This is a genomic window from Methylobacterium sp. WL7 (assembly GCF_008040085.1).
Taxonomy (GTDB): Bacteria; Pseudomonadota; Alphaproteobacteria; order Rhizobiales; family Beijerinckiaceae; genus Methylobacterium; species Methylobacterium mesophilicum.
Map to the genome: position 1 here is coordinate 18490 of NZ_VRVG01000010.1, position 22951 is coordinate 41440.

General features: G+C 69.4%; 35 protein-coding genes. 19 read left to right on the forward strand and 16 right to left on the reverse strand.

Annotated elements, in window-relative coordinates; genetic code table 11:
* Window positions 1-53: 53 nt before the first annotated feature.
* Genes FV233_RS04775 through FV233_RS04800 form a run of 6 tightly spaced genes read left to right on the forward strand, consistent with a single transcriptional unit; the run spans window position 54 to window position 3733 of the window.
* Entirely contained in the window at window positions 54-1655 is a 1602-nt protein-coding gene (locus FV233_RS04775; RefSeq protein ID WP_147896765.1) for an AAA family ATPase, read from the forward strand.
* Between the two features lie 9 nt (window positions 1656-1664).
* Window positions 1665-1904 (forward strand): hypothetical protein, encoded by a 240-nt coding sequence (locus FV233_RS04780; protein ID WP_147896766.1) that lies wholly within the window; start codon window positions 1665-1667, stop codon window positions 1902-1904.
* Window positions 1901-2557 (forward strand): hypothetical protein, encoded by a 657-nt coding sequence (locus FV233_RS04785; RefSeq protein WP_147896767.1) that lies wholly within the window; start codon window positions 1901-1903, stop codon window positions 2555-2557. Before FV233_RS04780 ends, FV233_RS04785 begins: the two co-directional genes overlap by 4 nt.
* A complete protein-coding gene (locus tag FV233_RS04790) occupies window positions 2557-2949 on the forward strand; it encodes a hypothetical protein (RefSeq protein ID WP_147896768.1) in 393 nt (130 codons plus the stop codon). Before FV233_RS04785 ends, FV233_RS04790 begins: the two co-directional genes overlap by 1 nt.
* A gap of 53 nt (window positions 2950-3002) precedes the next feature.
* The gene (locus FV233_RS04795; protein ID WP_187278050.1) at window positions 3003-3413 is read left to right on the forward strand and encodes a hypothetical protein; all 411 of its coding nucleotides are present in this window, start codon (window positions 3003-3005) and stop codon (window positions 3411-3413) included.
* Window positions 3410-3733, forward strand: coding sequence for a hypothetical protein (locus FV233_RS04800; protein WP_246689906.1), 324 nt, complete (start codon window positions 3410-3412; stop codon window positions 3731-3733). The genes FV233_RS04795 and FV233_RS04800 overlap by 4 nt, the downstream gene beginning before the upstream one ends.
* Window positions 3734-3847: 114 nt before the next feature.
* Here FV233_RS04800 and FV233_RS04805 read toward each other — a convergent pair whose 3' ends face one another.
* Window positions 3848-4738 (reverse strand): BRO family protein, encoded by an 891-nt coding sequence (locus tag FV233_RS04805; RefSeq protein WP_147896770.1) that lies wholly within the window; start codon window positions 4736-4738, stop codon window positions 3848-3850.
* Between the two features lie 3 nt (window positions 4739-4741).
* On the reverse strand, window positions 4742-5347 hold the full coding sequence (locus tag FV233_RS04810; protein ID WP_147896771.1) for a hypothetical protein: 606 nt from the start codon (window positions 5345-5347) through the stop codon (window positions 4742-4744).
* Window positions 5348-5497: 150 nt separating this feature from the next.
* Between FV233_RS04810 and FV233_RS04815 the strand changes: the two genes are divergently transcribed.
* Window positions 5498-5746, forward strand: a complete 249-nt coding sequence (locus tag FV233_RS04815; protein ID WP_147896772.1) for a helix-turn-helix transcriptional regulator — start codon at window positions 5498-5500, stop codon at window positions 5744-5746.
* An 18-nt stretch (window positions 5747-5764) separates the two neighbouring features.
* Here the strand turns inward: FV233_RS04815 and FV233_RS04820 are convergent, their stop codons facing one another.
* The 13 genes from FV233_RS04820 to FV233_RS04875 are packed head-to-tail and all read right to left on the reverse strand — an operon-like array spanning window position 5765 to window position 10054.
* The gene (locus FV233_RS04820) at window positions 5765-5950 is read right to left on the reverse strand and encodes a hypothetical protein (RefSeq protein ID WP_147896773.1); all 186 of its coding nucleotides are present in this window, start codon (window positions 5948-5950) and stop codon (window positions 5765-5767) included.
* The gene (locus FV233_RS30160; protein ID WP_187278051.1) at window positions 5947-6117 is read right to left on the reverse strand and encodes a hypothetical protein; all 171 of its coding nucleotides are present in this window, start codon (window positions 6115-6117) and stop codon (window positions 5947-5949) included. Before FV233_RS30160 ends, FV233_RS04820 begins: the two co-directional genes overlap by 4 nt.
* Window positions 6114-6494 carry a hypothetical protein gene (locus FV233_RS04825; protein ID WP_147896774.1) on the reverse strand — a complete coding sequence of 127 codons (381 nt, stop codon included), beginning with the start codon at window positions 6492-6494 and terminating at the stop codon, window positions 6114-6116. The genes FV233_RS30160 and FV233_RS04825 overlap by 4 nt, the downstream gene beginning before the upstream one ends.
* Entirely contained in the window at window positions 6491-6676 is a 186-nt protein-coding gene (locus tag FV233_RS04830; RefSeq protein WP_147896775.1) for a hypothetical protein, read from the reverse strand. The genes FV233_RS04825 and FV233_RS04830 overlap by 4 nt, the downstream gene beginning before the upstream one ends.
* Window positions 6676-6906: a hypothetical protein gene (locus tag FV233_RS04835; RefSeq protein WP_147896776.1), complete on the reverse strand. Its 231-nt coding sequence runs from the start codon at window positions 6904-6906 to the stop codon at window positions 6676-6678. The genes FV233_RS04830 and FV233_RS04835 overlap by 1 nt, the downstream gene beginning before the upstream one ends.
* Window positions 6903-7283 (reverse strand): hypothetical protein, encoded by a 381-nt coding sequence (locus FV233_RS04840; RefSeq protein ID WP_147896777.1) that lies wholly within the window; start codon window positions 7281-7283, stop codon window positions 6903-6905. Before FV233_RS04840 ends, FV233_RS04835 begins: the two co-directional genes overlap by 4 nt.
* On the reverse strand, window positions 7283-7876 hold the full coding sequence (locus FV233_RS04845) for a hypothetical protein (RefSeq protein ID WP_147896778.1): 594 nt from the start codon (window positions 7874-7876) through the stop codon (window positions 7283-7285). The genes FV233_RS04840 and FV233_RS04845 overlap by 1 nt, the downstream gene beginning before the upstream one ends.
* Before the next feature lie 2 nt (window positions 7877-7878).
* The gene (locus tag FV233_RS04850) at window positions 7879-8430 is read right to left on the reverse strand and encodes a lysozyme (RefSeq protein WP_246689907.1); all 552 of its coding nucleotides are present in this window, start codon (window positions 8428-8430) and stop codon (window positions 7879-7881) included.
* A complete protein-coding gene (locus FV233_RS04855; protein ID WP_147896780.1) occupies window positions 8427-8660 on the reverse strand; it encodes a hypothetical protein in 234 nt (77 codons plus the stop codon). Before FV233_RS04855 ends, FV233_RS04850 begins: the two co-directional genes overlap by 4 nt.
* The gene (locus FV233_RS04860; RefSeq protein WP_147896781.1) at window positions 8657-8980 is read right to left on the reverse strand and encodes a hypothetical protein; all 324 of its coding nucleotides are present in this window, start codon (window positions 8978-8980) and stop codon (window positions 8657-8659) included. Before FV233_RS04860 ends, FV233_RS04855 begins: the two co-directional genes overlap by 4 nt.
* Window positions 8980-9429 carry a hypothetical protein gene (locus FV233_RS04865; protein WP_147896782.1) on the reverse strand — a complete coding sequence of 150 codons (450 nt, stop codon included), beginning with the start codon at window positions 9427-9429 and terminating at the stop codon, window positions 8980-8982. The genes FV233_RS04860 and FV233_RS04865 overlap by 1 nt, the downstream gene beginning before the upstream one ends.
* Window positions 9426-9683, reverse strand: a complete 258-nt coding sequence (locus FV233_RS04870) for a hypothetical protein (protein ID WP_147896783.1) — start codon at window positions 9681-9683, stop codon at window positions 9426-9428. The genes FV233_RS04865 and FV233_RS04870 overlap by 4 nt, the downstream gene beginning before the upstream one ends.
* Window positions 9680-10054 carry a hypothetical protein gene (locus tag FV233_RS04875; RefSeq protein WP_147896784.1) on the reverse strand — a complete coding sequence of 125 codons (375 nt, stop codon included), beginning with the start codon at window positions 10052-10054 and terminating at the stop codon, window positions 9680-9682. Before FV233_RS04875 ends, FV233_RS04870 begins: the two co-directional genes overlap by 4 nt.
* Before the next feature lie 700 nt (window positions 10055-10754).
* Between FV233_RS04875 and FV233_RS04880 the strand changes: the two genes are divergently transcribed.
* The 5 genes from FV233_RS04880 to FV233_RS04900 all read left to right on the forward strand — a co-directional run bounded on the left by FV233_RS04880 (window position 10755) and on the right by FV233_RS04900 (window position 16628).
* A complete protein-coding gene (locus tag FV233_RS04880) occupies window positions 10755-12617 on the forward strand; it encodes a hypothetical protein (protein WP_147896785.1) in 1863 nt (620 codons plus the stop codon).
* A gap of 252 nt (window positions 12618-12869) precedes the next feature.
* Window positions 12870-13160, forward strand: coding sequence for a recombinase family protein (locus FV233_RS04885; protein ID WP_147896786.1), 291 nt, complete (start codon window positions 12870-12872; stop codon window positions 13158-13160).
* Window positions 13161-13255: 95 nt separating this feature from the next.
* Window positions 13256-14269: an ABC-three component system protein gene (locus tag FV233_RS04890; RefSeq protein WP_147896787.1), complete on the forward strand. Its 1014-nt coding sequence runs from the start codon at window positions 13256-13258 to the stop codon at window positions 14267-14269.
* The gene (locus tag FV233_RS04895; protein ID WP_147896788.1) at window positions 14266-14757 is read left to right on the forward strand and encodes an ABC-three component system middle component 2; all 492 of its coding nucleotides are present in this window, start codon (window positions 14266-14268) and stop codon (window positions 14755-14757) included. The genes FV233_RS04890 and FV233_RS04895 overlap by 4 nt, the downstream gene beginning before the upstream one ends.
* A 77-nt stretch (window positions 14758-14834) precedes the next feature.
* Window positions 14835-16628, forward strand: coding sequence for a hypothetical protein (locus FV233_RS04900; RefSeq protein WP_147896789.1), 1794 nt, complete (start codon window positions 14835-14837; stop codon window positions 16626-16628).
* Between the two features lie 171 nt (window positions 16629-16799).
* On the opposite strand, the gene arsH is transcribed toward FV233_RS04900, so the two are convergent.
* On the reverse strand, window positions 16800-17546 hold the full coding sequence (gene arsH / locus FV233_RS04905; protein WP_147896790.1) for an arsenical resistance protein ArsH: 747 nt from the start codon (window positions 17544-17546) through the stop codon (window positions 16800-16802).
* Between the two features lie 47 nt (window positions 17547-17593).
* Between arsH and FV233_RS04910 the strand changes: the two genes are divergently transcribed.
* From FV233_RS04910 to FV233_RS04940, 7 genes are all read left to right on the forward strand, one after another.
* Window positions 17594-17956, forward strand: a complete 363-nt coding sequence (locus FV233_RS04910; RefSeq protein ID WP_147896791.1) for a metalloregulator ArsR/SmtB family transcription factor — start codon at window positions 17594-17596, stop codon at window positions 17954-17956.
* A complete protein-coding gene (locus FV233_RS04915) occupies window positions 17949-18476 on the forward strand; it encodes an arsenate reductase ArsC (RefSeq protein WP_147896792.1) in 528 nt (175 codons plus the stop codon). The genes FV233_RS04910 and FV233_RS04915 overlap by 8 nt, the downstream gene beginning before the upstream one ends.
* Window positions 18476-18901 (forward strand): arsenate reductase (glutaredoxin), encoded by a 426-nt coding sequence (gene arsC, locus FV233_RS04920; protein ID WP_147896793.1) that lies wholly within the window; start codon window positions 18476-18478, stop codon window positions 18899-18901. Before FV233_RS04915 ends, arsC begins: the two co-directional genes overlap by 1 nt.
* A gap of 36 nt (window positions 18902-18937) precedes the next feature.
* Window positions 18938-20233 carry an arsenic transporter gene (locus FV233_RS04925; protein WP_147896794.1) on the forward strand — a complete coding sequence of 432 codons (1296 nt, stop codon included), beginning with the start codon at window positions 18938-18940 and terminating at the stop codon, window positions 20231-20233.
* Window positions 20234-20240: 7 nt separating this feature from the next.
* On the forward strand, window positions 20241-21446 hold the full coding sequence (locus FV233_RS04930; RefSeq protein WP_147896795.1) for an MFS transporter: 1206 nt from the start codon (window positions 20241-20243) through the stop codon (window positions 21444-21446).
* 69 nt (window positions 21447-21515) lie between these two features.
* The gene (locus FV233_RS04935) at window positions 21516-21902 is read left to right on the forward strand and encodes a metalloregulator ArsR/SmtB family transcription factor (protein ID WP_147896796.1); all 387 of its coding nucleotides are present in this window, start codon (window positions 21516-21518) and stop codon (window positions 21900-21902) included.
* The gene (locus FV233_RS04940) at window positions 21899-22876 is read left to right on the forward strand and encodes an arsenic resistance protein (protein ID WP_147896797.1); all 978 of its coding nucleotides are present in this window, start codon (window positions 21899-21901) and stop codon (window positions 22874-22876) included. Before FV233_RS04935 ends, FV233_RS04940 begins: the two co-directional genes overlap by 4 nt.
* Window positions 22877-22951: the final 75 nt, after the last annotated feature.

Genomic DNA, 22951 nt, shown 5'->3' on the forward strand with positions numbered 1-22951 from the left:
CCTGCTCGGCGCCCGCCTGCGCGTCCCGTTTCCTATCCCCGCGAGATCCTCCCATGTCGAACGACCCCCAACGCTGGGCGCGCCGCGCTGCGCGCATCGTCACGTACGCCGACAGCGAGGAAAGGCTGCGTACCGACCTGGGCAACCGGCCGCCCTCCCAGATCCCCAGCGTCGAGGAAATCCTCGTCGGGTACCCTTGGGTCCACGGCAATCTCGACCGGGACATCGAGGCTTGGTCGACCGCCGTCGGGGAACGGCTGGCGCCGGCGCTACCCCAGGACGTGCTTGAGGCGCTCGCGGCGTTCCGGCAAGACCCCGAGATCTCCACGGGCCTCGCGCTGGAGAGCCTGGCGCTGCGCCATGCCGACGCCGGCTGCCGGCCGCCGCATTCGAGCTTCGACACGCTCGACGCCCTGCGGGAGATCGCAGACCGCACGACGCTGTACCTCGCGGAGATGGGGGACCCGGGCGCGGTCGCCCGGGCCGTCGCGCTCTGCATCGAGACGCTCCACGCCTACGCCACCGTCGCCGGGAGCGATCCCTGTCCCGTGCGCGAGATCGGCGTCACGCTGACCGCATACGCAAGCCGGATCCCGCGCGAGCCCGGCGCGATCGCAGAGACCGAGAACGACGTCGATCCTTCTTGGACCAGCGAGCGCCGGGTCCAGCGGGTCTCGGCTCGGACGCTGCTGGAGACGCTGGCCTCGACCGTCGCGGCACCCGAGCTGATGACGCCCGATCGGCCGGCAGCGCCCGTGAAGCCGGGGCTCGACATGTCGTGGCTCGCGGACCTGCCGACCGCCGAGGAGGCGCCTTCGATCCAAGTGCTGCCGATGCCCAAGGGCGGCAAGGCACCCAAGGGGCAAGTCGGCACGATCGCCGGCCGTCGGCTCGCTTGCGTGCCGATGCCGGACCTGACGAAGGTCGGGGCCCGGCTGGTCGAACAAATGCCGTGGGCCGAGGCGGCGATCTCGCGCATCGTGGGCATGGCGTTGGGCCGGCCCTACGCCGGGCTGCCCAACGTCGTCCTCGTCGGCCCGCCCGGCTGCGGCAAGTCGGAGCTAGCTCGGACGCTCGTCTCCGAGCTCGGCCTGGCGTCGATCGTCTATCCGTGCGGCGGCGTCCATGACGGGACCATTGCAGGTACGCCCGCCGCTTGGTCGACCGCCAGACCGTCGGTCTTCCTCACGCTGCTCGTCGGCGCGGAGAGCGGAAACGCGGCCGTGATCCTCGACGAACTCGACAAGGCCCCGCCGCCCGGCGGGCATAATGGAAGCGTCCGTGACGCGATCCTCGCGGTCGCTGAACCGACGTCCCGACGGGCCTACTGGGACGTCGGGATCGAGCAGACGGTCGACCTGTCGGGCGTCACGCTGCTGGCGACGGCCAACGCGATCGAGCCGCTGCGCGGTGCCCTTGGCGATCGATTCGTCACGGTCCCCATCCCGTACCCGCGACGCCAGGACATGCCCGTCATCGTCCGCGGCATCCTCGACGGGATGCGGGGTGAGGTCTCGGACCCGCGGTGGATCGGCAACCTTGACGCGTCCGAGACGGCGTCCCTCGCGGGATGGCGCGGAGGCTCGATCAGGCCCCTGCGCCGGGCGGTGGAGCACCTCGTCGGCCTGCGGTCCGACCGCCGCTTCGCGCACTGAGGGGCGGCCATGTCGATCCCCTGCCTCCGCCTGCTCCGCGACCACGTCGAGGGCCTCGTCACCGACGGGACCGTCGAGCCCACGATCGGCCGCGGCGTCTACGCCTACGCGGCCACCCTCCTACGCCTCGCCGAGGACGGCGATCGCGATCCGGCGCTCGCCCTGCGCGAGGCCACGTCCGCCGCGGGATTCCTCGCGACGATCGCCCGCCTGCCGCCCGCCCGTCCCCGCACATGGAGCCCGTCATGACGTCCCGAGAACGCCGCGCCGCACGCGAGCTCACCGACTACCTCACCAGGCTCTTCGGCCCCGAGGCGACGGTCACCATCGATCCGATGCCGGCACGTCCGCAGCACCCCGACCGGGTCGAGATCGAAGCGACGGTCAAGCGGCCGCATGCCGCTCCGCCGGATACGGAGCGGAAGAGCCGGATCCCACGGGACACCCCCGAGAACACGGCTCTCGCGGTCGAGATCGCTGAGCGGTACGTCGCCCTGCGGTCGGCCCGGTACGCCCTGCCGGCCGGGCTCGTCCCGACGACGTGCGCGATCGTATCCGAGGGACTGGAGCGGGACTACGCCGCGCTCTTCCCCGAGGGCACGCTGCAGGTCGACGTCCCCTGGCTCGAACTGGCTCGCGCGGCCGCCGAGACGCTCGCCGGCCACAAGGTTCTCGACGGGGTCCGCTCGTCCCAGGTGAAGTCCAAGTTCGCGGAATTGAGGTGGTACACGGACGGGCTCCCGGAGGGGACCGGCGAGGAGGTCAGCGCGATCCTCGACGCCGCCAGCCGGTTCTCGACGGTCGTCTGCGAAACATGCGGCGCACCCGGTTCGTATCGGAAGGGCGGGTGGGTCAGGATCCTGTGCGATCCCTGTTCGACGCACCGGACGAGGAAGCTGTGATGCGCGTCCTCCCCATCGCCGCCGCCATGTTCTGGGCGGGCACCTGCGTCGCCGGCTCCATCCCGACGGACCGCATCTGGTCTGTCGCCGTCCATGACGACGTCGACGGCCGCCTCGCGGTCGACGGCACGCTCTACGTCCGCCGCGTCGGCGACGGCCACCGGTTCCGCCTGGAGTGCCTGGTCTCGGGGCCCGCCGCAGGTACGGATTCGCGTACCTCGGTATGGGGTTCCGCGATGGTGAAGGGCGACGTCGTCATCGGCCGCGTCGAGGGCGGCGAGGACCGCCTGCAGCTGCCCGGCCGCGTGTTCTCGCTGCGCCTCGCGTCTGACGGCGGCACGTGGGCGAGCAACGTCCCGGGCTGCCCGCAGGTCGTCAGGATCGCGCCGTGAAATTGTTCTACGCATCCCCCGGCGCGAGGATGCCTTCACAGAAGGAGATGACCATGCGCCTGCGCGACCTGACACCCGCCGAGACAGCCGCCGTCGAGGCCCGCCGATCTGAGGTGCGCGAGGCCCTGTCGCGGATCGACGCCGCGTGGAAGCCGACCGCCGAGGCGATCGCGGCCGCCCCGTTCATGGACGACTTTGAGGCGAGGCGAGGCGGCCTGTTCGGGCTGTGCTGGGGGCACCCGACACACGGGCACGCGTTCGTCACGTCGACGCCGATCGTCCATCATGGCGAGGGCTGGGCCGTCACCGAGAGCGGCCGCCTCTACATCCTAGGCGGTGCCCGCCCGGCGGCCGAGGAACGCCTCGACAAGGTCCTGTCCGGACGCCGCGGCCGAGGCCGTCCCATCGTCGACTTCGACGCCCCGGTCCCCGAGGCCGACGCGGACGAGGCTTTCAAGCCATGACGCGCGCCATCATCGCCCTCGCGGTCCTCGCCTCGCCGGTGCTCGCCGACACGCCTCGGCCGGCTCCGGGGCTGTACTGCCCCGTCGGCGGCGAGGCCGCCATGCCCATCAGCGTGCAGCCCGGCGGCGGCATGGGGATCGACGGGCTCGACTGCTCGACCGTCGACCTCGCTGGTGGGCGGGCCCGATCGGGCGCCTGCTACGCCAACGGCGGCTCCATCGTCGACCTCGACGTGGACTTGGTGGTCCGTCCCGACGGCGACCTCGTCCACAACGGCATCCGGTTCCGGCGCCATCCCGGCCGGCCCCCTTGCCCCTAGGCGGAGGAAGCCAATCGGCGGACGGTATCGTTTCCTCGCGCGGGAAATCCGGGCATGAAAAAGGCCCCCGGCGGTGACCGGGGGCCTGGTTTCGTGGTCGGATTCCAACAGGATCTACAGGTCGAGCTCACCCGCGGCCCGGCGGCGGTCGCGTTCCTTCTGGACCATCTCGGCGCGCAGCAGGAACAAGGCCTTCGGGTAGACGAAGACCTGCTGCCTGAGGAAAGCCCGGCCGGTCGCGGGGTCCTTCACCGCCTTCTGGTCGAGCTCCTTCCTGTTCAGACGTGTCTGGAACGCAACCTCGGGGCGACCCGGCCGGCAGTAGATCCAGGGCTCGGACCGATCCTGGTCCCGCATGTGGGCGAACAGGACCGAGGGAGCGACGCCGATCGCCTTTGCCGCGTCGGTGATGCACAGCAGCCCGTCGGCGTCGACGATTTCCTCGTAGGCCTCGACGATGGGCTCCTGGAGCTCGATGACGGCCTCGGCACACGCGAGGTCGATGCTCATCGCCTTGTTGGCCGTCTCCAAGACCTGCGTCTTGGTGGCGTACACCCCGAGCAGCGCGATGAGCGTCGCCGGGTCCTGTAGCAGCACCAGCGGATCGACGGGGGCGGCGACCGGGCGGCCGTACGATCCGGTCTCGCGGATCGAGGGCAGGACCGTCTTGGTCACCCAGCGACGGAACTGGTGGGCGGTCGAGCCGATGACGGTCGCCCGCTTGCACCGCATGATGAGGGAGTTCATGCCGCTCTCGCTCACGATCAGCACGTCGCCCTGACGACCGCCTAAGTTGAACTTAGACCATTCGTCAGGATCCAACGCCTTCATGCTCATGGTCGGGTTCGACAACTTGAGCGAGGTGCAGACGTCCGATGCGATGAACCAGGGCTCGATCCTGCCGTCGACCTCCTTCCGCACGATGCGGATGGAGTGCCCGCCGAAGGTGAAGAACTCGATGCCGTCCTCGTTGACGAGGGGCGGGATGGGGGAGATGGCGTTCATGGCTCACCTCACCTCGACGTAGGTGATGCCGTCGGGGATCACGGCGCCATCGCGCACGTGGGTGCCGACGATGAAGCCGTGGGCGAAACCCATCTCGCTCATCGTCATCCCGAGCTCCCAGACGCCCATCTTGCCGACGCCGACGGCGGAGTAGACCCAGGGGCAGATCTCCCCGTCCACGTCGAGGAACCCGTCGACGGCGGCCGCGCCGATCGACGCGAGGCCCTTGGCGTGGACGGCGCCGGGCACATAGGCACCCGGGTCGGCGCGGAAGGCCTCGCAGCGGCCGACCTCGGCGCGGGCGGACGGGACCTCGGTGACATCGGCCCGCCCGCCGTCGGCGACGCGGCGCTGCATCAGGTCCAGGAGCGCGTCGTGCAGCGCCGGCAGGAGCGGCGGGGCCGCCCAGTGCATCTCGGAGGCCCGCTCGATCTGGGCCAACGCCTTAGCCGGGTCGAGCTCCGCGATGAGCGCCCAGGTGTTGATGATGCGGACCTCGCGGAGGAGGTCGGAGACGCCCGTCAGGCCCTCCTCCATGGCCATGATGTCCACCACGGGCGTGGCATCGGTGGGGACGTTCGTGTTATCGGCTTTGGACGTTCCGGACATCGAGTTGGCCTCGTGTTTGGAGCTAGCCCTCCCTCCCGACGCAGCAACGTCGGGACGGGGGCGCCACCAGGCGGTGGCGAAACGTTAATACCTCACGCGCAGGATATCTGCAAGCTTGCAGATTGACTGCAGCGCAGCTAGTATCGCGACATGCTCCCCACAGGCTCCCAGATCCGCGCTGCCCGCTCCCTGCTCGGGATCTCCCAGGAGGAGCTCGCCAAGCGCTCCAGGGTGTCCGTCCGGACGCTCATCACCATGGAGAAGGGGGATGCGCAGACGCAGCAGATCCAGGCGACGAAGTTTGCGGTGATGGGCTACCTCATCGGGGAGGGTATACGATTCGTGCCCGACGACGAGGACACGACATCGACACGCATCGGTGTGATCCTAGAACGCTAGGCCGGCCTCGGCGACGTCTCAGTCGTCGGCATCGACCGGCTCGGCGAGAAGGTCCGGGAACATCGCCCCGACGGCCAGCACCGTGAACACCGACATGAAGTAGACGCCGGGCGGCGGCTCGGACACCATGACGGACCGCGCCTCCCTCAGGGCGTCCGCGGCGAACAGGCGGGCGTCGCGGTGGTCTCTCTCCTGGACGGTCACGACGTGGCCTCGGCGGCATCGAGGGCCTGGATCGCCGATTCCAGCGCGGCGTGCAGCGCGTCGGGCAGCGGCCGCTCCGGCGGGAGTTCCTGCGCCCAGCGGCGGTTGGCCACGAGCCGACGGGCGGCCTCGATGACGGCGGCGGCGATGGGATCCCGGCCGGTCATGCGCCGAGCTCCGGACCCCAGCCACGCAGTTCTCGGTACCGGCGAACCAGGGCCACGAGCTCGGTGGCCTTGGACCCGATAAGCTCCACGCCGACCGTGCCGTCGCAGTCCCAGTCCACGTCACCCGCCACCAGGACGAGGCCGAGCCCGCGGTCGCCGACGACTTGGACGATCCGATCCGCCCTGTGCGGCAAGCCCTCGGATTCGAGCCACGCCAGGATCGTCGGGACCAGCGACGCAGGGATCTCGGCCACGAAGGCCGTGGTCGGGTAGACCGCCTTCAGGCTGGTGACGATCTCGGGTGCGGTCCGGCAGCCGGCCGAGGCCGGCATCGGCAGCAGGGCGGCGGCGAGGGCGAGGGCGGCGAGGCGGGTCATCGTGCACTCCGCGGGACTCTGTGGCGCAGCGGGGCGGCCGCCACGATGGCGGCGGCGACGTCGGCCCGGGCCGGCGCCGGAGGGACGGCCTCGCCCCGGAGGACGGCGACGATGCCGTCGGTCGCCGGGGTCGGCAGGGCCGGCTGCGCGTGGCAGGCGAGCGCGAGGAGGGCGACTGGCATCATGGCTTCGGCGCCACGATCCGGCCGACGGCATCGAGCCGATCGGCGCAATCGGCCCGGGCGTCGCGGAGGTCGGTGATGTACGCGGCGACGTCGCGCTGGGTGCCGCCCTTGCGCCAGGCGGGCTCGCCCGAACAGGTCAGCAGGGAGGCCGGCACGGTCGGCCGGGAAGCGGTTTGGCACCCGGCGAGGGAGAGTGCCAACGCGGAGAGGATGGCGACCCGGATCATCGGCCGCCCTCCAGGACCTGGCGCAGGACCGGGGCGACGGGCGCGTCGTCGGAGGCCGGCGCGGCCTGGATCCGTCGATGGGTCTCGCGGGCGGCGCGGGCCCGCTTGTCCCCGTTCCGGGACACGCTCTCCAACGCCTCGATCGCCCGGGCCTTGCCGGCGGCGTCGGCCTTGGCCTCGTCGCGCTCGCGCCGGGCGGCGCCGAGGTCGTCCTGGATCCGGCTGACGTAGGCCGCCCCGGCGAGCACGACGGCGAGCGCCAGGAACGGGACGCCGAGCCTCGGCAGGTAGACGAAGGCGGCGACGGCGGCTGCCAGCGCGGCCAGGGCCGCGATGCCGATCGGCGTCCAGACAAGGGCGAGCGCTAGGTCGAGCATCAGTGAGCGACCTGGAAATTTGCCTTCCCGGCTCGACGGGCGGCCACCATGTCCGCATGCGCGATAAGGCTGCTCGCCTCCGCGTCCCCGAGCTCCTTCTTGAGCATGCCCACGAACGGCTTCGAGTTCACCAGGTCGGGATGATCCTCGACCAATCGGTTGAGCTCCGCCGCGCGTGCGAAACCGATGACGTCGCCGATGCAGTTGCCGGGCTTGCTCAGGACGCCGCCGGTCACGAAGGCCATGAGCTCAGCGAGCTTGGTCCGGCATTCGTCGTGGTCGTCGATGAGCCACCCGAGCGTCGTGGGCCGGTTCGTGAGACTGCAGTTCAGTCCGAGGCCGTGCTCGACGGATCCGTCATCACCGACGTCGACGAGCACCAGGTCACGCAGGGATGTCGACATCGGCGGGATCACCGTCCCGGGCGCGAGCTCGAAGGCCGCCCCGGGCGTCAGGGTCAGGGAGTGGAGGTCGCGGCAGGGGCAGGCCGGGCGCTGCGCCTTGGAGAGAAGGACCTCCTTCACGGCCTGGACGAGGGCGCAGAAGGCGGAGAACGCGAGCAGCGCGATGCAGAGGATTTCGACGGTCGACATGCTCAGATTCTCTTCAGGCAAAGCGCCCGCTCCTGCGTCCGGCGCCGGGTCAGTCCCGGCATCACGGCGCCCGCGGCGCGGTTGAACTTGAGCATCGCGTCGCAGGCGGCGCGGCTCTCGCCGGCGTTCCAGAGCCTGGCGACGGACGACTTGCAGAAGCCGCCGGAGCCGATGTTGTAGCTAAGGCTCAGGAAGGCCGAGTACGTCTCGTCGGCCATCGGCCGGCTGATGCAGGCCTCTAGCTTGACGGCGTACTTCTCCAAGCTGGCGGCCAGCATCGCCTTGCACTCGGCGACGGTGAACGTGTCGCCGCGCTTGATGCCGTCGGTCTCGCCGAAGCATGCGGTCCACGGCTCACGGCCCGTCGCCGGGTCCGGGTAGGCCGTGCTGCGGAGGCCCTCGAACCCGCCGACCAGGCCGGTGCACAGGGCGGCCGCCGCGGCGGAACGCTTGAGCCGGGACCCGAGCTTCGGGCCCGTCGTCCGGGGCGCGGCGGCGGCGGATGCCGGGACGCCAGCGACCGCCGGCTTGCGGGTGAGCCAGGCGAACATCATGCCTCGCCCCCGGATACCTCGGGCTGCGCGATGAGACGCGCCCCGGTGGCTACGAGGTTCACCAGGCCGTAGCCGACCGCGAACCACATCGGGTTGACCGGCGGAGCTCCGGCGAGGACCGACATGCCGATGGCCACCGCCGAGGCGACGGTCGCTAGCGCGTTCAGCTGGAACGACCAGGAATGCCGGACGACGGCCTTCACGTTCGGGATCGGCTTGGGCTTTCTCACGGCGTGGATCTCCGGATGCGGCGGGTCGGTGGAGCGGGAGGCGGGGACGATCCACCGCCGAAGCCGCGCAGGAGCTCGCCGTGGTCGTGCAGGGCCCTCGTGAGATCCGTGCCGGTCCGGACGATCGTGAACCCGAGGTCGCGGTCCTCGGGGGAGAGCGAGATGCGGGAGGTCGGGGCCTCGGTCGGATGGCGGGGCGCCCGGAGCCTGTTCCAGAGGTAGACGGTCCCGGCGGCTGCGGCGGTGCCGGCGATGCCGCCGATCGCCTTGAGCGCGTCGCCCGGGATGGCGGCGAGCGTGGTGAACATTTCACCGAACATCAGGCGCCCCTCCGGGCAATGGAGGCGCGGCGATCGTTGCGGGCCTGGTCACGGGCGGAGCGAAGGCCGGAGAAGATGTCGAGCCCGCACAGGGCGGCGAACGTGAATTCCCATGGGCTGCTGCCGGGGAAGCCGTCGTGTGAACAGGCGTAGGACATGAAGGCCCAGAACAGCGCCCCGCAGAACGCCGTGCCCATCCTCAGCATCGGCGAGGGATGCCAGTTGCCGTTGATGATAAGGGCGAGCATCCGGAGGCCGGCGATGAACACCGTGCCCATCCCCCAGGTCGTCTCGGTCGCGAGGGAGGAGAACCCGGCGAACGTGGGAAGCGAGAACGTGGCGCCGGGCATGAGCAGCGCCGCGCCCCACGCGAGCAGGACGATGGCGCAGGCCCATTCGAGCTCGCGGTTGACGTGCCGGTGCGGTGGCGGCGTCTGCTGCAGCGTCACGACCTGCCCCCCTTGCGGGCGGGCTCGTCGGCCTGGTCAGCCTCGTGCTCGGGAGCCGGCTCCGGCGCCGGGGCGGCCTCGATGGCCGGGGCGGTCACGGGGTCGAGGTCGGCATGGACGACGATGCCGGCCTGCCCGCAGCGGCCGCAGTGGATCTCGCTCCAGGTCATCCCCGGCGCGAGAAGCGGCCGGATCCCGGATCGGCATGCCTCGGCGTCCGGGCATGCCTCGAAGGTGAAGGGGCGCTCGGTCACGATGCGTGCTCCGTGTCGAGGACGCAGCGGGCCCGGGGCGGCACCGGCGATGCGGGGCCGGCCGGCTTGAGCTTGGCGGCCCGGGCGAGGACGGTGACGACCTTCCCCTCGACGAGGCGGAAGCGCAGGGCCTCGGGGAAGGCGATGCAGTCGCCGCTCGTCCGGCCGGTCGACATGATGACGCCGCCGACGTCGGCGATGCGGGCCCGGATCCGGGCGGTGTCGACGCCGCGGGCCTTGAGCAGGCGGACGGCGGCTCGGTCGTCGGTCACAGCCTCGTCGACGGTCTCGCCGAGGAACCGCTCGGCGTACCGGCGTCCCGCATGGTCAGTGGCGTGGGCGCGGGGGCCGTGAGGCGTGATGTGCGTCATGCCCACCAGCCTCCCGCCGCGGCGGGTATTCGGCTAGGGCCCGAGGCCTAGGTCGTGGTGCCGGCGGTCCCGCCGCGAGGGAACCGAACGCGTCGATCGATTCGCGCCGCCGTTGGCCGAACAGGGCGTCAAGGCGCCAGCGCAGCCCCTCCACAACCAGACCGTCAGCGCATGGCTAGACCCCCTCGGCCCATGCCGGCCCCATGACCCATGCGTTCACTCCCATGAAGCCCCATGGCCCGCCCATGCGGATCGGCTCGCACAACCTCAAGTGAGACGGCCCGCAGGTTTGCGTCGTCCAGACACGTCCGATGTCGCACCCCTGCCGCATAGGAAACGGCCGTCGCACTGCCGGCACCGATAGCCGGCCGAACCCCCACAGGGGCTGTGGATCGTTTCCAGCCATGATCGCCCACGATCCTGTCGCTCGGCTGGGTGGGTAGCGCGCGACATGCCTCATGGGCGGTTATGGCTGGAAATCGTTTTTCATTGGATCCACCTGAGGTGGTGGATTTGACCTGAAACCGGGTCATCGGCCTCGGTGTGCGGTTGGCTTTTGGAGATGCTGGACCCGGGGCTAGCCTTCGTGTGCGTGCGGTCGTGATGCCCCGCGCGCTCCACTGCGCTAGGCCCGATGACCGCTTCGACCAGCCCCGTTCCCGCCGCCGCCCATGCCCTGTCCGCCTCGTCGCGGATGGCCATGAAGCGCGTCCACCTGAAACTGCTCCACGGCACATCCGGCGGCGGCCAGGTCTGCCTCTCGCGCGAAGCGCCCGAGCTCAAGGCCGGGTGGATGGATACCTTGGTCTGGCAGGCCCGCGCCGCCGACAGCCAGGCCCTCGTCGACGCCGAGTTCGTCGGCATGAACAGCTTCCGCTTCCAGCGTCTCTCCGCCGCCGTGCACCGCGTCGGCCACCTGTGGATGGACTGCGACTACCGCGATCCCAAGGCGAAGGTGCCCTTGCCCTACGCGCACCTGGACGAGGAGGCGGTCGTCTACATGCTGCTGGCGGCCTTTGAGGCCTGCGGGATTCCCTTCCCGTCGTTCTTCACCGCGAGCGGCAACGGCGTCCATGCGGTCTGGGTCTGCGACCGGCTTCAGGCCTCGGCGCAGCGCAAGGTCGCCAAGGCGATGAACGCGCTGTACGGCCCGGTCCTCCGCCCCGACGGCACGTGCCCCGTCCGTCGCCGGCGCGATGCCGTGCGCGATCGCCATGAGGCGCGCATGCTCCCCCTGTGGCAGCTGGCACGCGACCTCGGCCTCGACCGTGGCGCCCGGGACGCCGCGCGCGTCCTGAGGCTGTGGGGGAGCGTAAACAGCAAGAACGGCGCCGTGTGCCGGATGGCGTGGCCGTCCTCAATTGAGGACATTCAGCGCCACGAGTTCAACACCCTGTCAGATGCGATCCTGCCCCTCACGCGCCACGAGCTCAAGGCGATCCTCGACGAGCGGGCGGCATGGCGCCTGGACAACCCCGAGGCCGCGGCGGCCTACGCAGCCAAGAAGCGTCGCGTCCCGGTCAGCCGATGGGCGAGGATCGCGGCGGACCTGCAGCGCCTGTGCGAGATCCGGGGCGGCGTGTTCCCGAAGACGCGCCACCTCTGGGTCTTCCTAACCGCGAACGCCCGCGCGCACGCGTACGGGGGAGACAAGACCGAGTGGGCGGCCGAGCTCGGTGCGATGGTCGGCCTGACGGAGAGCGATGCCCTGTCGTGCCTCGGGACGCTCGACGAGCGAGCGCAGAGGCATGCGGCCGGCGAGCAGGACGAGTACGCGGGCAAGCCCTGCTCGCCGCTCTACCACTACAGCGCGGACCGCATGGTCAACGACCTGTCCATCACTGACGCCGAGGGCGAGGGCATGTCGGTCCTCGTCCCGGGCGGCTCGGTCGACCGCACGGACGCTGAGCGACAGGCCGACAAGCGCGAGCGCGACGGCTGCACGAAGCGCGTCGACCAGGTCGCGTCGAGGCTCGCAGACGGTCGCAGGGCGAACGCGCTGAAGGCCGAGGGCAAGACCATGGCGCAGATCTGCACCGCCATCCCGGGTCGTGGCGAGACGTCGATGCGGAAGGCGATGCGCGAGGCTACCGAAGCCGTGGTCGAGGCGGTCGTGGCGACCTCCGAAACCGTCACGGATTCCAACGCGGGGGGGGTGCACGTTCCGTCACGTGATATCGGGCCTCTGGCAACTCCTGCCCCCGCCCTGACCCCTTCCGAGCCCGCCGCGGTCCTGTACGACCGTCCCAGGATCACCCGGAACAGCGCCATCTCGTGGACCTACGACTTCGGACCCGACACCGGCACGGTGGTGTTCAAGAGCGAGAACGCTCTTCATGGCTGGAGCGCGATCTCGATCCACGGAGCGGACGCGGACATCCCTGCCGGGTTCCTCGACGAGCGCAGGGCGGAGAAGGCACGTCGGCGTCTCCGGGACGCGTCCAAGGCCACCGTGGACCGTGCACGGAGGTTCCCGGCCCGTACCCCCATCACGCGCCCCACGGCCCCCACGGCGCTCCCGCTGACACCTGCGGAATACAAGCGCATTTCTCAGGGGTGGTGACCTCGGCCCTTGTGCGACGCGGGGTGTCGTCCTAGAATTTCCACACCCTAGCGCGGGTACGTGCATCACACGTGGCAGGCCCTCCCGGATCCGTCCGCGGAGGGCCTCCGTGTTTCAGGGCTCGGCGTGACGCTGCCCGGGACACGCCCCCCGTGCCAACCTCCCGTCCATGGCTAGAGCAGGCGAACGCTGGACCGGACGTGGCCTCGACGGCGTCGAGCTCACCGTCGACATCGCAATCCGGCGGACCCGATGGCGAGGATGTTCTTCGACATCCTCGCCTTCTTCGCCGAGTGTGTGAGCGACCTGACCCGTTTGCGCACCCGCGAGGGAACGGCGATCGCGCAGTCCCGGGGCAGGCTACGCGGCAAGAAGCCCAAGTTCACCGCCAAGCTGCAGAAAGAGCTGCGACGGATGCACGACACCGGGGAATACGCGATCGGGGACCTGGCCGAGGTCTTCCCCGTCTCCAGGCCGACGGTCCACGGGACGATCGCCCGCCAGCAGATCGCCACCGGCCGACCGGTTTCCAATGCCCCCTAGCCCCGTCCCGGTTGTGGTCCCGTCCCGCTTCGGGCCTTACTGTATCCGCATCGTAGGTTGTCCGCGTAGCCGGGCTCCCCTCCCGGACCAGGATCGTGACCAGCCTCGCCATTCGCCTCAAGGAACTCGACGACGATCGGCTGGAGGAGTTCATCGAGCTCTTCGCCGACCGTATCGGAGAGGCGTACGTGGCCATCCATCGAATGGGGCAGGCCAACGACAAGGGGCGCGACGTCGTCGGCTTCCTGACCGACGCGAAGCACGAGGGGCCGTGGCACCTCTACCAATGCAAGCGGAAGACCTATGGCAGCGCCCTCGGCTCGGGGGAGGCGCTCGTCGAGCTCGGAAAGGTCTTCCACCACCACGCCGGGGGCGGCGCCTACCTGACTCTGCCCACGCGGTATGTCTACGTCGCCCCCCGCGGCATTACGGGTCCCCTGCGCGACCTGATCCTCAATCCATCGACGCTGAAAGCCGAACTCCTGGCAAAGTGGGATACCCACTGCAAGACCGGCATCACGGCTCGGGGCGGCGAACCGACCCCGCTGACGCCAAGGCTCAGGTCCCTCATCGAGGCCTACGACTTCGGGCAGGTCTCCTACCTCTCCGCGACCGACATCGTGAAGCATCCCGCCGCGGGACCCGCCCTCGGCCGCGTGCTGAAGGTACCACCGGGCGAAGCCCCGGCAGGCGAGGCGCCCGCCGCCCTGCAAGCCGAGGAGATCGAGTACCTCGACCAGCTCCGCAGGGTCTACGGCGATGCGCGGGGCACCGCGTTCACGACGGTCGACGCGATCCTCGCTGACGACGAGTACGGCCCCGACCTCGGCGAGCATCGTACGCGGTTCTTCGAGGCCTCCGTCTTCAAGCGGTTCCACCGGGACAACACCGATGCCCTCGCGCTCGCGGCTTTCCAGAAGGACGTCTACCTTGGCGTGATCGGCATCCATCGGCGGGGACATGCGACCGGGTTCGACCGACTCTGCGCCGTGATGGACCACGCCTCGATCATGGCGACCGCCATCGGGGGAACGCTCGTCCGGGTACCGGTCCGGCAGGGGGTGTGCCATCACCTCGCGAACGAGGGAACGATGAAGTGGATGCCATGAGCCTCGACACCTTCGGCCGGCTCTACAACTCGCCCCTGGAGGCGGGCATCCGTGCGGTGATCGTGCTTGAGCACCTGCGTCCGGTGACGGCCGACCTTCCCGAGATGATCCTGTTCGACCATGTCGTCGTCCACACCCAGGATCATGGCGGGCCCCCGAGCCTCCACACCGAGCTTCCCGCCCGGAAGGGGGAACTGCTTGTCAGGCGACGGCTGGTCGAGCGGAGCCTCCAGCTGATGCAGGGCTGTCACCTTGTCGTCGAGGCCCACGATGCGGACGGGATTTCCTATCGGGCCACCGACGAGGCCGCGGCCTACATCGAACTGCTCGAAACACCCTACTCGGAGCACCTGAAGCTCTGTGCGTCCTGGATCCGCGACGAGGTCGGACGGCATACGAAGGCCGGCTTCAAGGAGCGCCTGCGCCAGCGGATCGGTGAGTGGACCGACGCGTTCGGCGTGACCGAGAGCCCGGTGCGGCAGGCCTGAACATGCCCGCGCCCCGTTTCCACCTCCGCAGGCTGGCCTTCACCGGTCCGGACGTCCCCGTCTCGGGCCTCGACTTCGTGGATGGCATCAACCTGGTGTGGGGTGCCTCCAACGGCGGCAAGTCGTTCATCCTCGCGGCCCTCGACTTCATGATGGGCGGTAAATCGCCCCTGCCCGAAATCAAGATGCTCCGGGGTTACGAGCGCGTCTGGCTGTGCCTCGACCTGCCCGGGGCCGGCCGTGTCACGCTCGCCCGGGCGGTGGCCGGCGGGAACTTCCAACTCTACGAGGGCGAAGTGGACCCACTGTCACCGGGAGGGCCCGGCCAGGCTCTCTCGGCGGACCACAAGGCGAAGCGCCCCAACGTGTCGGGGCTCCTCCTCGGCGAACTCGGCATCGGGCACCATCAGATCGACCGGACGCTGAACGGCGACAAGGCCACGTTCACGTTCCGCCATGTCGCGCCCTACGTCCTTACGGACGAGACGAGCATGATGGCTCCCTGGAGCCCGACCCAGATCGATCCGCGTGCGACCGAGACCTTCAACAAGAACGTCTTCAAGTTCCTCCTGACTGGGATCGATGGCTCGGCCACCGTGGTCATGGAAAGCCCCGAAACACAAAAAACGGGGAACGCAGGCAAGCTGGAGCTGATCGGGGAACTCCTCGCAGCGGCGCAGGAGGAACTTCGGCAAAACTGGCCGGACGGCGCCGGGTTGGCGGATCAGGAAGACCGCCTAGACGAGGCCATGGAATCCGTCGGGGACGAAGCCGCCGAACGGCAGACACGGTTGGACGACCTTCGGGCCGACCGCCGGGCCACCCTCGAAAAGCTTGCCTCCCAGGAGGATGGCCGCTCCGAAATCGTGCTGACGCTCGGACGCTTCGACCTCCTCGCCGCGGTGTACGAGAACGACGTCGCTCGCCTCGACTCACTGGCGGAAGGCGGGGCGGCCTTGCTGGCCGGTGCGCGCCGCCCATGCCCGCATTGTGGCGCGGACCCGGAGCATCAGCGCCACAGCCACGGCATGGGCGAGATCGAGCAGACCCATGCCGCCGTCGAGGCCGAGGTCCGGAAGATCCGCTTGGAGCAGGCCGACCTCAAGCGGACCATCGTCGCACTCCTCGGCAAGCGGGACGACCTCGACGGCTCCATCATGGCACTGACCCGCGAGATCGAGGGGATAGAGGCCTCGATCCGGTCAGAGCTACCGCTGGAGAGCTCGATCCGGGCGAACTACGAGCGCCTGGATCAGGCAAGGGAGCACGTGCGTCGCGGCCTGTCGGTCATGCGTCGGATCGAGGATCTGGAGGCGCGCAAGCGCGAGATCGCGGCGTTCAAGCCGACCAGCCTGCCTCGCGGGAGCGTCGTGGCGGGTGTCAGCGGGTCGATCGGCGACGAGTTCGCCCAGGACGTCCAGGCCATCCTGCATGCCTGGCGATATCCGGGACCACCGCGGGTATCCTTCGACACCAAGACCCATGACATCACGCTGAACGGCGACAGCCGCCGGGGGAACGGCAAGGGCGTCCGCGCCTTGATGCACAGCGCGTTCAAGATCGGCGTGTTCGTCTTCTGCCGCCGTCACGGCCTGCCGCACCCCGGCATCATAGCGCTCGACAGCCCGCTTCTGAGCTACCGCGACGGCCATAAGTCGAGGCATGGGCCCTTGGACGCGGACGAGGAGCTCGTCGGCCATACCAGGCTCAAGCACCATTTCTACGAGTACCTGCTCCGGACCAGCGGTGACGTTCAGTACGTCATAATCGAGAACGACGCGCCGCCCATCGACCTCGGCCCCAGCGCGAGGATAACGATATTCGCAGGCGAGGATGGCGAAGGCGATAGGTTGGGATTCTTCCCGAACTGACCTCCGATGCCTGCCGCCGCCATCGCGATGATGGGCGATCCTGCCCCTTCATGTGGGGGATCGTGTTCATGAAGTCGTTCTCCGGCCGGGATCGCGTATCCCCCACATGCGAGCAACAAGGCGACCAGGCCTACGACGCCATCACGCGGTGGCTCTAGATCCCGTCTGCACTCAACGCTTTACGAACCCTATGTCGACGGTGACGGCCTTCAAGCGCTCCGGCTCGCGCTCCTTCCGCTCGGAATAGCGGTCGACGAGATGGTCGGAGCGCTCGCGGGTCAGGAGCGTGAACTTGAACAGTTCCTCGCAGACGTCGACCACCCGATCGTAGAGCGGACCCGGCTTCATCCGGCCGGCCTCGTCGAACTCCTTGTAGGCCATCGGCACGGACGACTGGTTCGGGATGGTGATCATCCGCATCCAGCGCCCCAGGACGCGCAGCCCGTTGACGGCATTGAACGACTGCGACCCGCCCGAGACCTGCATCACCGCGAGCGTCCGCCCCTGGGTCGGGCGCACCGACCCTTCCGACAGGGGGAGCCAGTCGATCTGGCTCTTGATCACGCCGGTCATGGCGCCGTGGCGTTCGGGGCTGACCCAGACGTGCCCCTCCGACCAGATCGAGAGGTTCCGGAGTTCCTGGACCTTCGGGTGATCGGCCGTGGCGTCGTCCGGCAACGGCAGGCCGTGCGCGTCGTAGATCCGCACCTCGCCGCCCATCGCCTCCAGCAGGCGTGCCGCCTCGTAGGCAAGGAAGCGGCTGAACGAGCGCTCCCGGAGCGATCCGTACAGGATCAGGAAGCGCGGGGCATGGGTGAACGGCGTCGTCACCTCCAGGTCGGAGTCGGTCGGGACCACGAAGTGCCCCTCGCTCAGGTTCGGCAGGCTGTCGGCGAAGGGCTGTCGGGGCTTGTCCAAGACGTCTCGTTCCTCTACGTTTCAACGATGGTTGAGATATTGACATCATGATCGACGAACGGCAAGCCGTCGCCGCCTTCGCGGCCCTCGGCCAGGAGCATCGCCTGCGCATCGTGCGCCAGCTCGTCACCGCCGGGCCGGACGGGATGGCGGCCGGCATGCTGGCCGAGGCGGTCGGCGTTTCGGGCACCAACCTATCGTTCCACCTCAAGGAACTGAGCCACGCCGGCCTCGTCACCTCCCGCCGCGAGGGCCGGTCGATCATCTACAGCGCCGCCTACCCGGACCTGTCCGAGCTCATCCAGTTCCTGATGCGCGATTGCTGCCAGGGCCGCCCCGAGGTCTGCGCCCCCGCCGTCGCGGCCCTGGCCGCCTGCTGCCTTCCCACGGGAGACACACCCCATGCCTGACCACGTCTTCAACGTCCTGTTCCTCTGCACCGGCAACTCGGCCCGCTCGATCCTCGCGGAATCGATGCTCAACAAGGATGGCAAGGGCCGCTTCCGGGCCTTCTCCGCCGGGAGCCAGCCGAAGCCCGACGTGAACCCGATGGCCGTGCAGGTCCTACGCGAGACCGAGTATCCCACCGAGGGTTTGCGCTCGAAGACCTGGGACGAGTTCGCTGGCCCGGACGCGCCGGTCATGGATTTCGTGTTCACCGTCTGTGACAACGCCGCGGGCGAGGCCTGCCCGTACTGGCCGGGCCAACCCGTGACGGCGCACTGGGGCATCGAGGATCCCGCCGCGGTAGAGGGCACCGACCTGGAGCGGAAGACCGCCTTCGTCACCGCACAGCGCTACCTCAAGAACCGGATCTCGGCCTTCGTCGCATTGCCCATCTCCAGCCTCGACCAGGTCGCCCTGTCCGCCCAAGTCCGCGAGATCGGCCAGCAGGCCGGCGCCACCTCGCCCCGGCCGGAGGTCGCGTGATGGACGTCGTGATCTATCACAACCCGGATTGCGGCACGTCCCGCAATACCCTGGCCCTGATCCGCAACGCCGGCATCGAGCCGCATGTGATCGAGTACCTCAAGACGCCGCCGAACCGCATCCTGGTCCGCCAACTCGCGGAGCGCGCCGGCATCACCGTGCGCGACCTCCTGCGGGACAAGGGTACGCCCTATGCCGAGCTCGGCCTGGGCGACGCGGCGCTTACCGACGACCGGCTTCTCGATGCCATCGAGGCTCACCCGATCCTGCTGAACCGCCCCTTGGTGGTGAGCCCGAGAGGCGTAGCCCTGTGCCGTCCCTCCGAGGCGGTCCTCGACCTCCTGCCGGCCCAGCAGGGTGAGTTCGTCAAGGAGGACGGCGAGCGCGTCGTCGACGAGCACGGGCACCGCGTCGCCACCGCCTGAACCGTCCCGAGCTTCCAAGAACAAGAAACGGTCCCGATGCTCGCCCTCACCATCTTCGTGGTCACCCTCGTCTTCGTCATCTGGCAGCCGAAGGGTTTTGGGATCGGATGGAGCGCCCTGATCGGGGCCGCCGTCGCTCTCGCCACCGGGGTCATTCACCCCGGTGACATCCCGGTGGTCTGGCATATCGTCTGGGATGCCACCTTCACCTTCGTCGCCCTCATCATCATCTCGCTGCTTCTGGACGAGGCCGGCTTCTTCCACTGGGCGGCGCTCCATATCGCCCGCTGGGGCGGGGGTCGGGGGCGCCTGCTGTTCCCGCTGGTGATCCTGCTGGGGGCGGCCATCGCGGCGGTGTTCGCCAACGACGGAGCGGCCCTGCTGCTCACACCCATCGTCCTCGCGATCCTGCTCCGGCTGAACTTCAAGCCGGCGGCCGCCCTGGCCTTCATCGTGGCTTGCGGGTTCGTCGCGGATTCGACCAGTCTGCCGCTGGTGATTTCCAACCTCGTCAACATCGTCTCGGCCAACTTCTTCGACATCTCGTTCAGCCGCTACGCCGCCGTGATGGTGCCGGTGAACCTCGTGTCGCTTGCCGCGACCCTGGTGGTGCTGTGGCTGTTCTACCGGCGCGACCTGCCGGCCACGTACCCGGTGGCCGAGCTCGAAGCGCCGCGGCACGCGATCAAGGATACGCTCGTCTTCAAGGCGGCCTTCCCGCTCCTCGGCCTGCTGCTGATCGCCTACTTCGTGACGGCCCCGTTCGGCGTGCCGGTCTCGGTGGTCACCTGTGCCGGTGCGCTCGTCCTCCTGGCGCTGGCCAACCGCAGCCGCGTCATCCCCATCCGCAAGGTCCTCGCCGGCGCCCCCTGGCAGATCGTGCTGTTCAGCCTCGGCATGTACCTCGTCGTCTACGGGCTGAAGAACGCCGGCCTGACCGATTACCTGGCTCAGGGGCTGACCTGGCTCTCGGGTCACGGACCGTTCGTGGCCACCATCGGCACGGGTGTCGCCGCCGCGATCCTGTCCTCGGTGATGAACAACATGCCGAGCGTGCTGGTGGGTGCGCTGTCGATCCAGCAGGCCCCGGACCTGTCGTCGCTGATGCGCGAACTCATGGTCTACGCCAACGTCATCGGCTGCGACCTCGGCCCGAAGTTCACCCCCATCGGCAGTCTGGCGACCTTGCTCTGGCTCCACGTCCTCGACACCAAAGGCCAGCGCATCACCTGGGGCCAGTACATGCGGGTCGGCTTGGTCATCACGCCGCCGGTCCTCTTGGTCACCCTGGCGGCCCTGGCACTGTGGCTGCCGGTGCTCGGGGCCCGGTAGCGAACCGATGGCCCCGGCGCGCCGCTGGACCGTGATCTCGGCCCTGGGCGTGATCCAGATCCTGACCTGGGGCTCCTCGTTCTACCTCCTGTCGGTGCTGGCCGCACCGATGTCGAACGATACGGGATGGCCGCTGGGTTGGGTCATCGGCGGCCTGTCCCTCGGCCTCCTCGTCGCGGGTTTGGCCTCGCCGCGGGTGGGGGCCTTCATCGGCGAACATGGCGGGCGCCCCGTCCTTGCCTTCGCGGCCGTCGCCCTCGCCGTTGGCCTTGCCGTCCTCGGTCTGGCGCCGAACCTGCCGGCCTACCTCGCGGCATGGCTGCTCATCGGCCTCGGCATGGGGACCGGCCTGTACGATCCGGCCTTCGCCACCCTCGGCCGCCTCTACGGCGCCGAGGCGCGGCCCGCCATCACGATGCTGACCCTGTGGGGTGGGTTCGCCAGCACGGTGTGCTGGCCACTCTCGGCCTTCCTGGTCGAACAGGTGGGCTGGCGCGGGACCTGTCTCGCCTATGCCGGGCTACACCTCTCGGTCACGCTGCCGCTCGTCCTGCTCGCGATCCCCCGGCCCCCCGCACATCCGATCACGCGACCTGTAGGCCCAAGCCCCGTCATTCGTCTCGATGGTCGGGAGCGGCGCGCCTTCCTCTTCATGGCGGGGGTCCTCACGCTGGGCGGCACGGTGATGGCCATGGTCTCGGTGCACCTCATCACCCTGCTTCAGGCCCGTGGCGTGGCTCTTACCTCGGCCGTGGCCTACGGCGCCCTGATCGGACCGGCGCAGGTGGGGGCACGCATCGTCGAGATGGCCGGAAAGGGCCGGCATCATCCCCTCTGGACCCTGACGGCGGCGATGGTGCTGGTCGCCGTCGGGGTCGCGATGCTTGCCGTCGGCATGCCGATGGTCGGACTGGCGCTGGTTCTCTACGGGGCCGGCAACGGGATCTACTCGATTGCCAGGGGGACCGTTCCCCTCACGCTGTTCGGCCCCGAGCGCTACGCACCGCTCGTCGGCCGGCTCGCCCGCCCGGGGCTGGTGGTGCAGGCGCTTGCACCCTCCGTCGGAGCCGTGGTCCTGACCCACGCGGGCGCGAACGCGACCTACGCCCTGCTGAGCGTGCTTGCCGTGGCGAACGTCGCGCTTGCCCTATCGCTCTGGCGTGTCCTGCCGCGAGGCCAGGGAGGCGGCGGCTGCTTCCCACGTTCGCCGTGATCCAGTCCTTGCCTCCTACCCGCCGCGAGCCTACTGACGCTTAAACGATTCCATAACGGTTTAAGTGTCGTGCAAGAGAAGCAAGCGCTCGACGGCTTCGCGGCCATCGCGCAGGAGACCCGCCTGCGCATCATCCGCCTGCTGGTCACGGCCGGGGCGAAGGGCATGGCGGCCGGTGCCATCACCAAGGCCATCGCGGGTGCCTCGGCGCCGCGCATCTCGTTCCACCTCAACCACCTGGAGAACGCCGGCCTCGTCGAGAGCCGCCGCGAAGGTCGCTCGATCATCTACAGCGCGATCTTCCCGGCCCTGTCCGACCTCGTCGCCTTCCTCATGCGCGATTGCTGCGAGGGGCACTGCAAGGTCTGCGACCGCGCCATCGACCTGTTCGCCAAATGCACCGGCCGGCCCCAGCGGGTCGAGCAAGCCCCCAGGATCGCCTGCGAGGAAGCATGACCACACTGCGCGACGCCCTCGAAGGCCACCAGATCGGGATCTACTTCGCGGCCATCGGCGCCGCTGTGCTGATCGCCCTGACGCTGCCCGGAACCACGGCCCTGGAGGCCTGGATCAACCCGGCGCTGGCGCTGATGCTGTTCGTCACCTTCCTTCAGGTGCCGTTGCCGGAACTCGGAAAGGCCTTCGCGCGAGTCCGTTTCCTGGCGGCGCTGCTCATCACGAACTTCGTCGTGGTGCCCTTGCTGGTGGCCGGCCTGATCCGGTTCCTGCCCGCCGACCCCATGCTGCGGCTGGGCGTGCTCATGGTCCTTCTCACGCCGTGCATCGACTACGTCGTGACCTTCGCCCATCTCGGACGGGCCGACGCCAAGGTGCTGCTGGCCTCCACCCCGGCACTGCTGATCGCGCAGATGCTCATGCTGCCGGTCTACCTCAACGTCTTCCTCGGCGAGGACGCCGCCAGGTTCGTCCAGGTCGGTCCGTTCGTGCACGCCTTCGTCTGGCTCATCGCGGTTCCCCTCGGACTTGCCGCGGCCGTGCAGATCTGGGCCGGCCGCAGCCAAGTCGGGCAACGTGTGGCGGCTGGTCTCGGGCATTTGCCGGTGCCGGCGACGGCCCTCGTCCTTTTCGTGGTGATCGCGTCCGTCCTGCCCCAACTCGGGCCCGCCCTGGACGACGCCCTGCGGGTGGTCCCCGTCTACGTCGCCTTCGCCGTGACGGCCCCGCTGCTGGGTTGGGCGGTCGGGCGCGCGTTCCGACTGGATGCCCCCACCGTCCGCACGCTGGCCTTCAGCGCGGCCACCCGAAACTCCCTGGTGGTCCTGCCGCTGGCGTTTGCGGTTCCGGGTGCCGTGCCACTCCTGCCCGCCGTCATCGTCACGCAGACGCTGGTCGAGCTCCTCGGGGAACTCATCTACGTCCGCCTCATGCCCAGGTTCGGCGCCTCGGCATCCTCGCCGGTCGCCGCCTAGGTCGACGGTCGTTCCACGGACGAGTGGCTCCGTGACCACCGCGCATCGCCACCCGCTTCCGGCCTCCTGGGACCA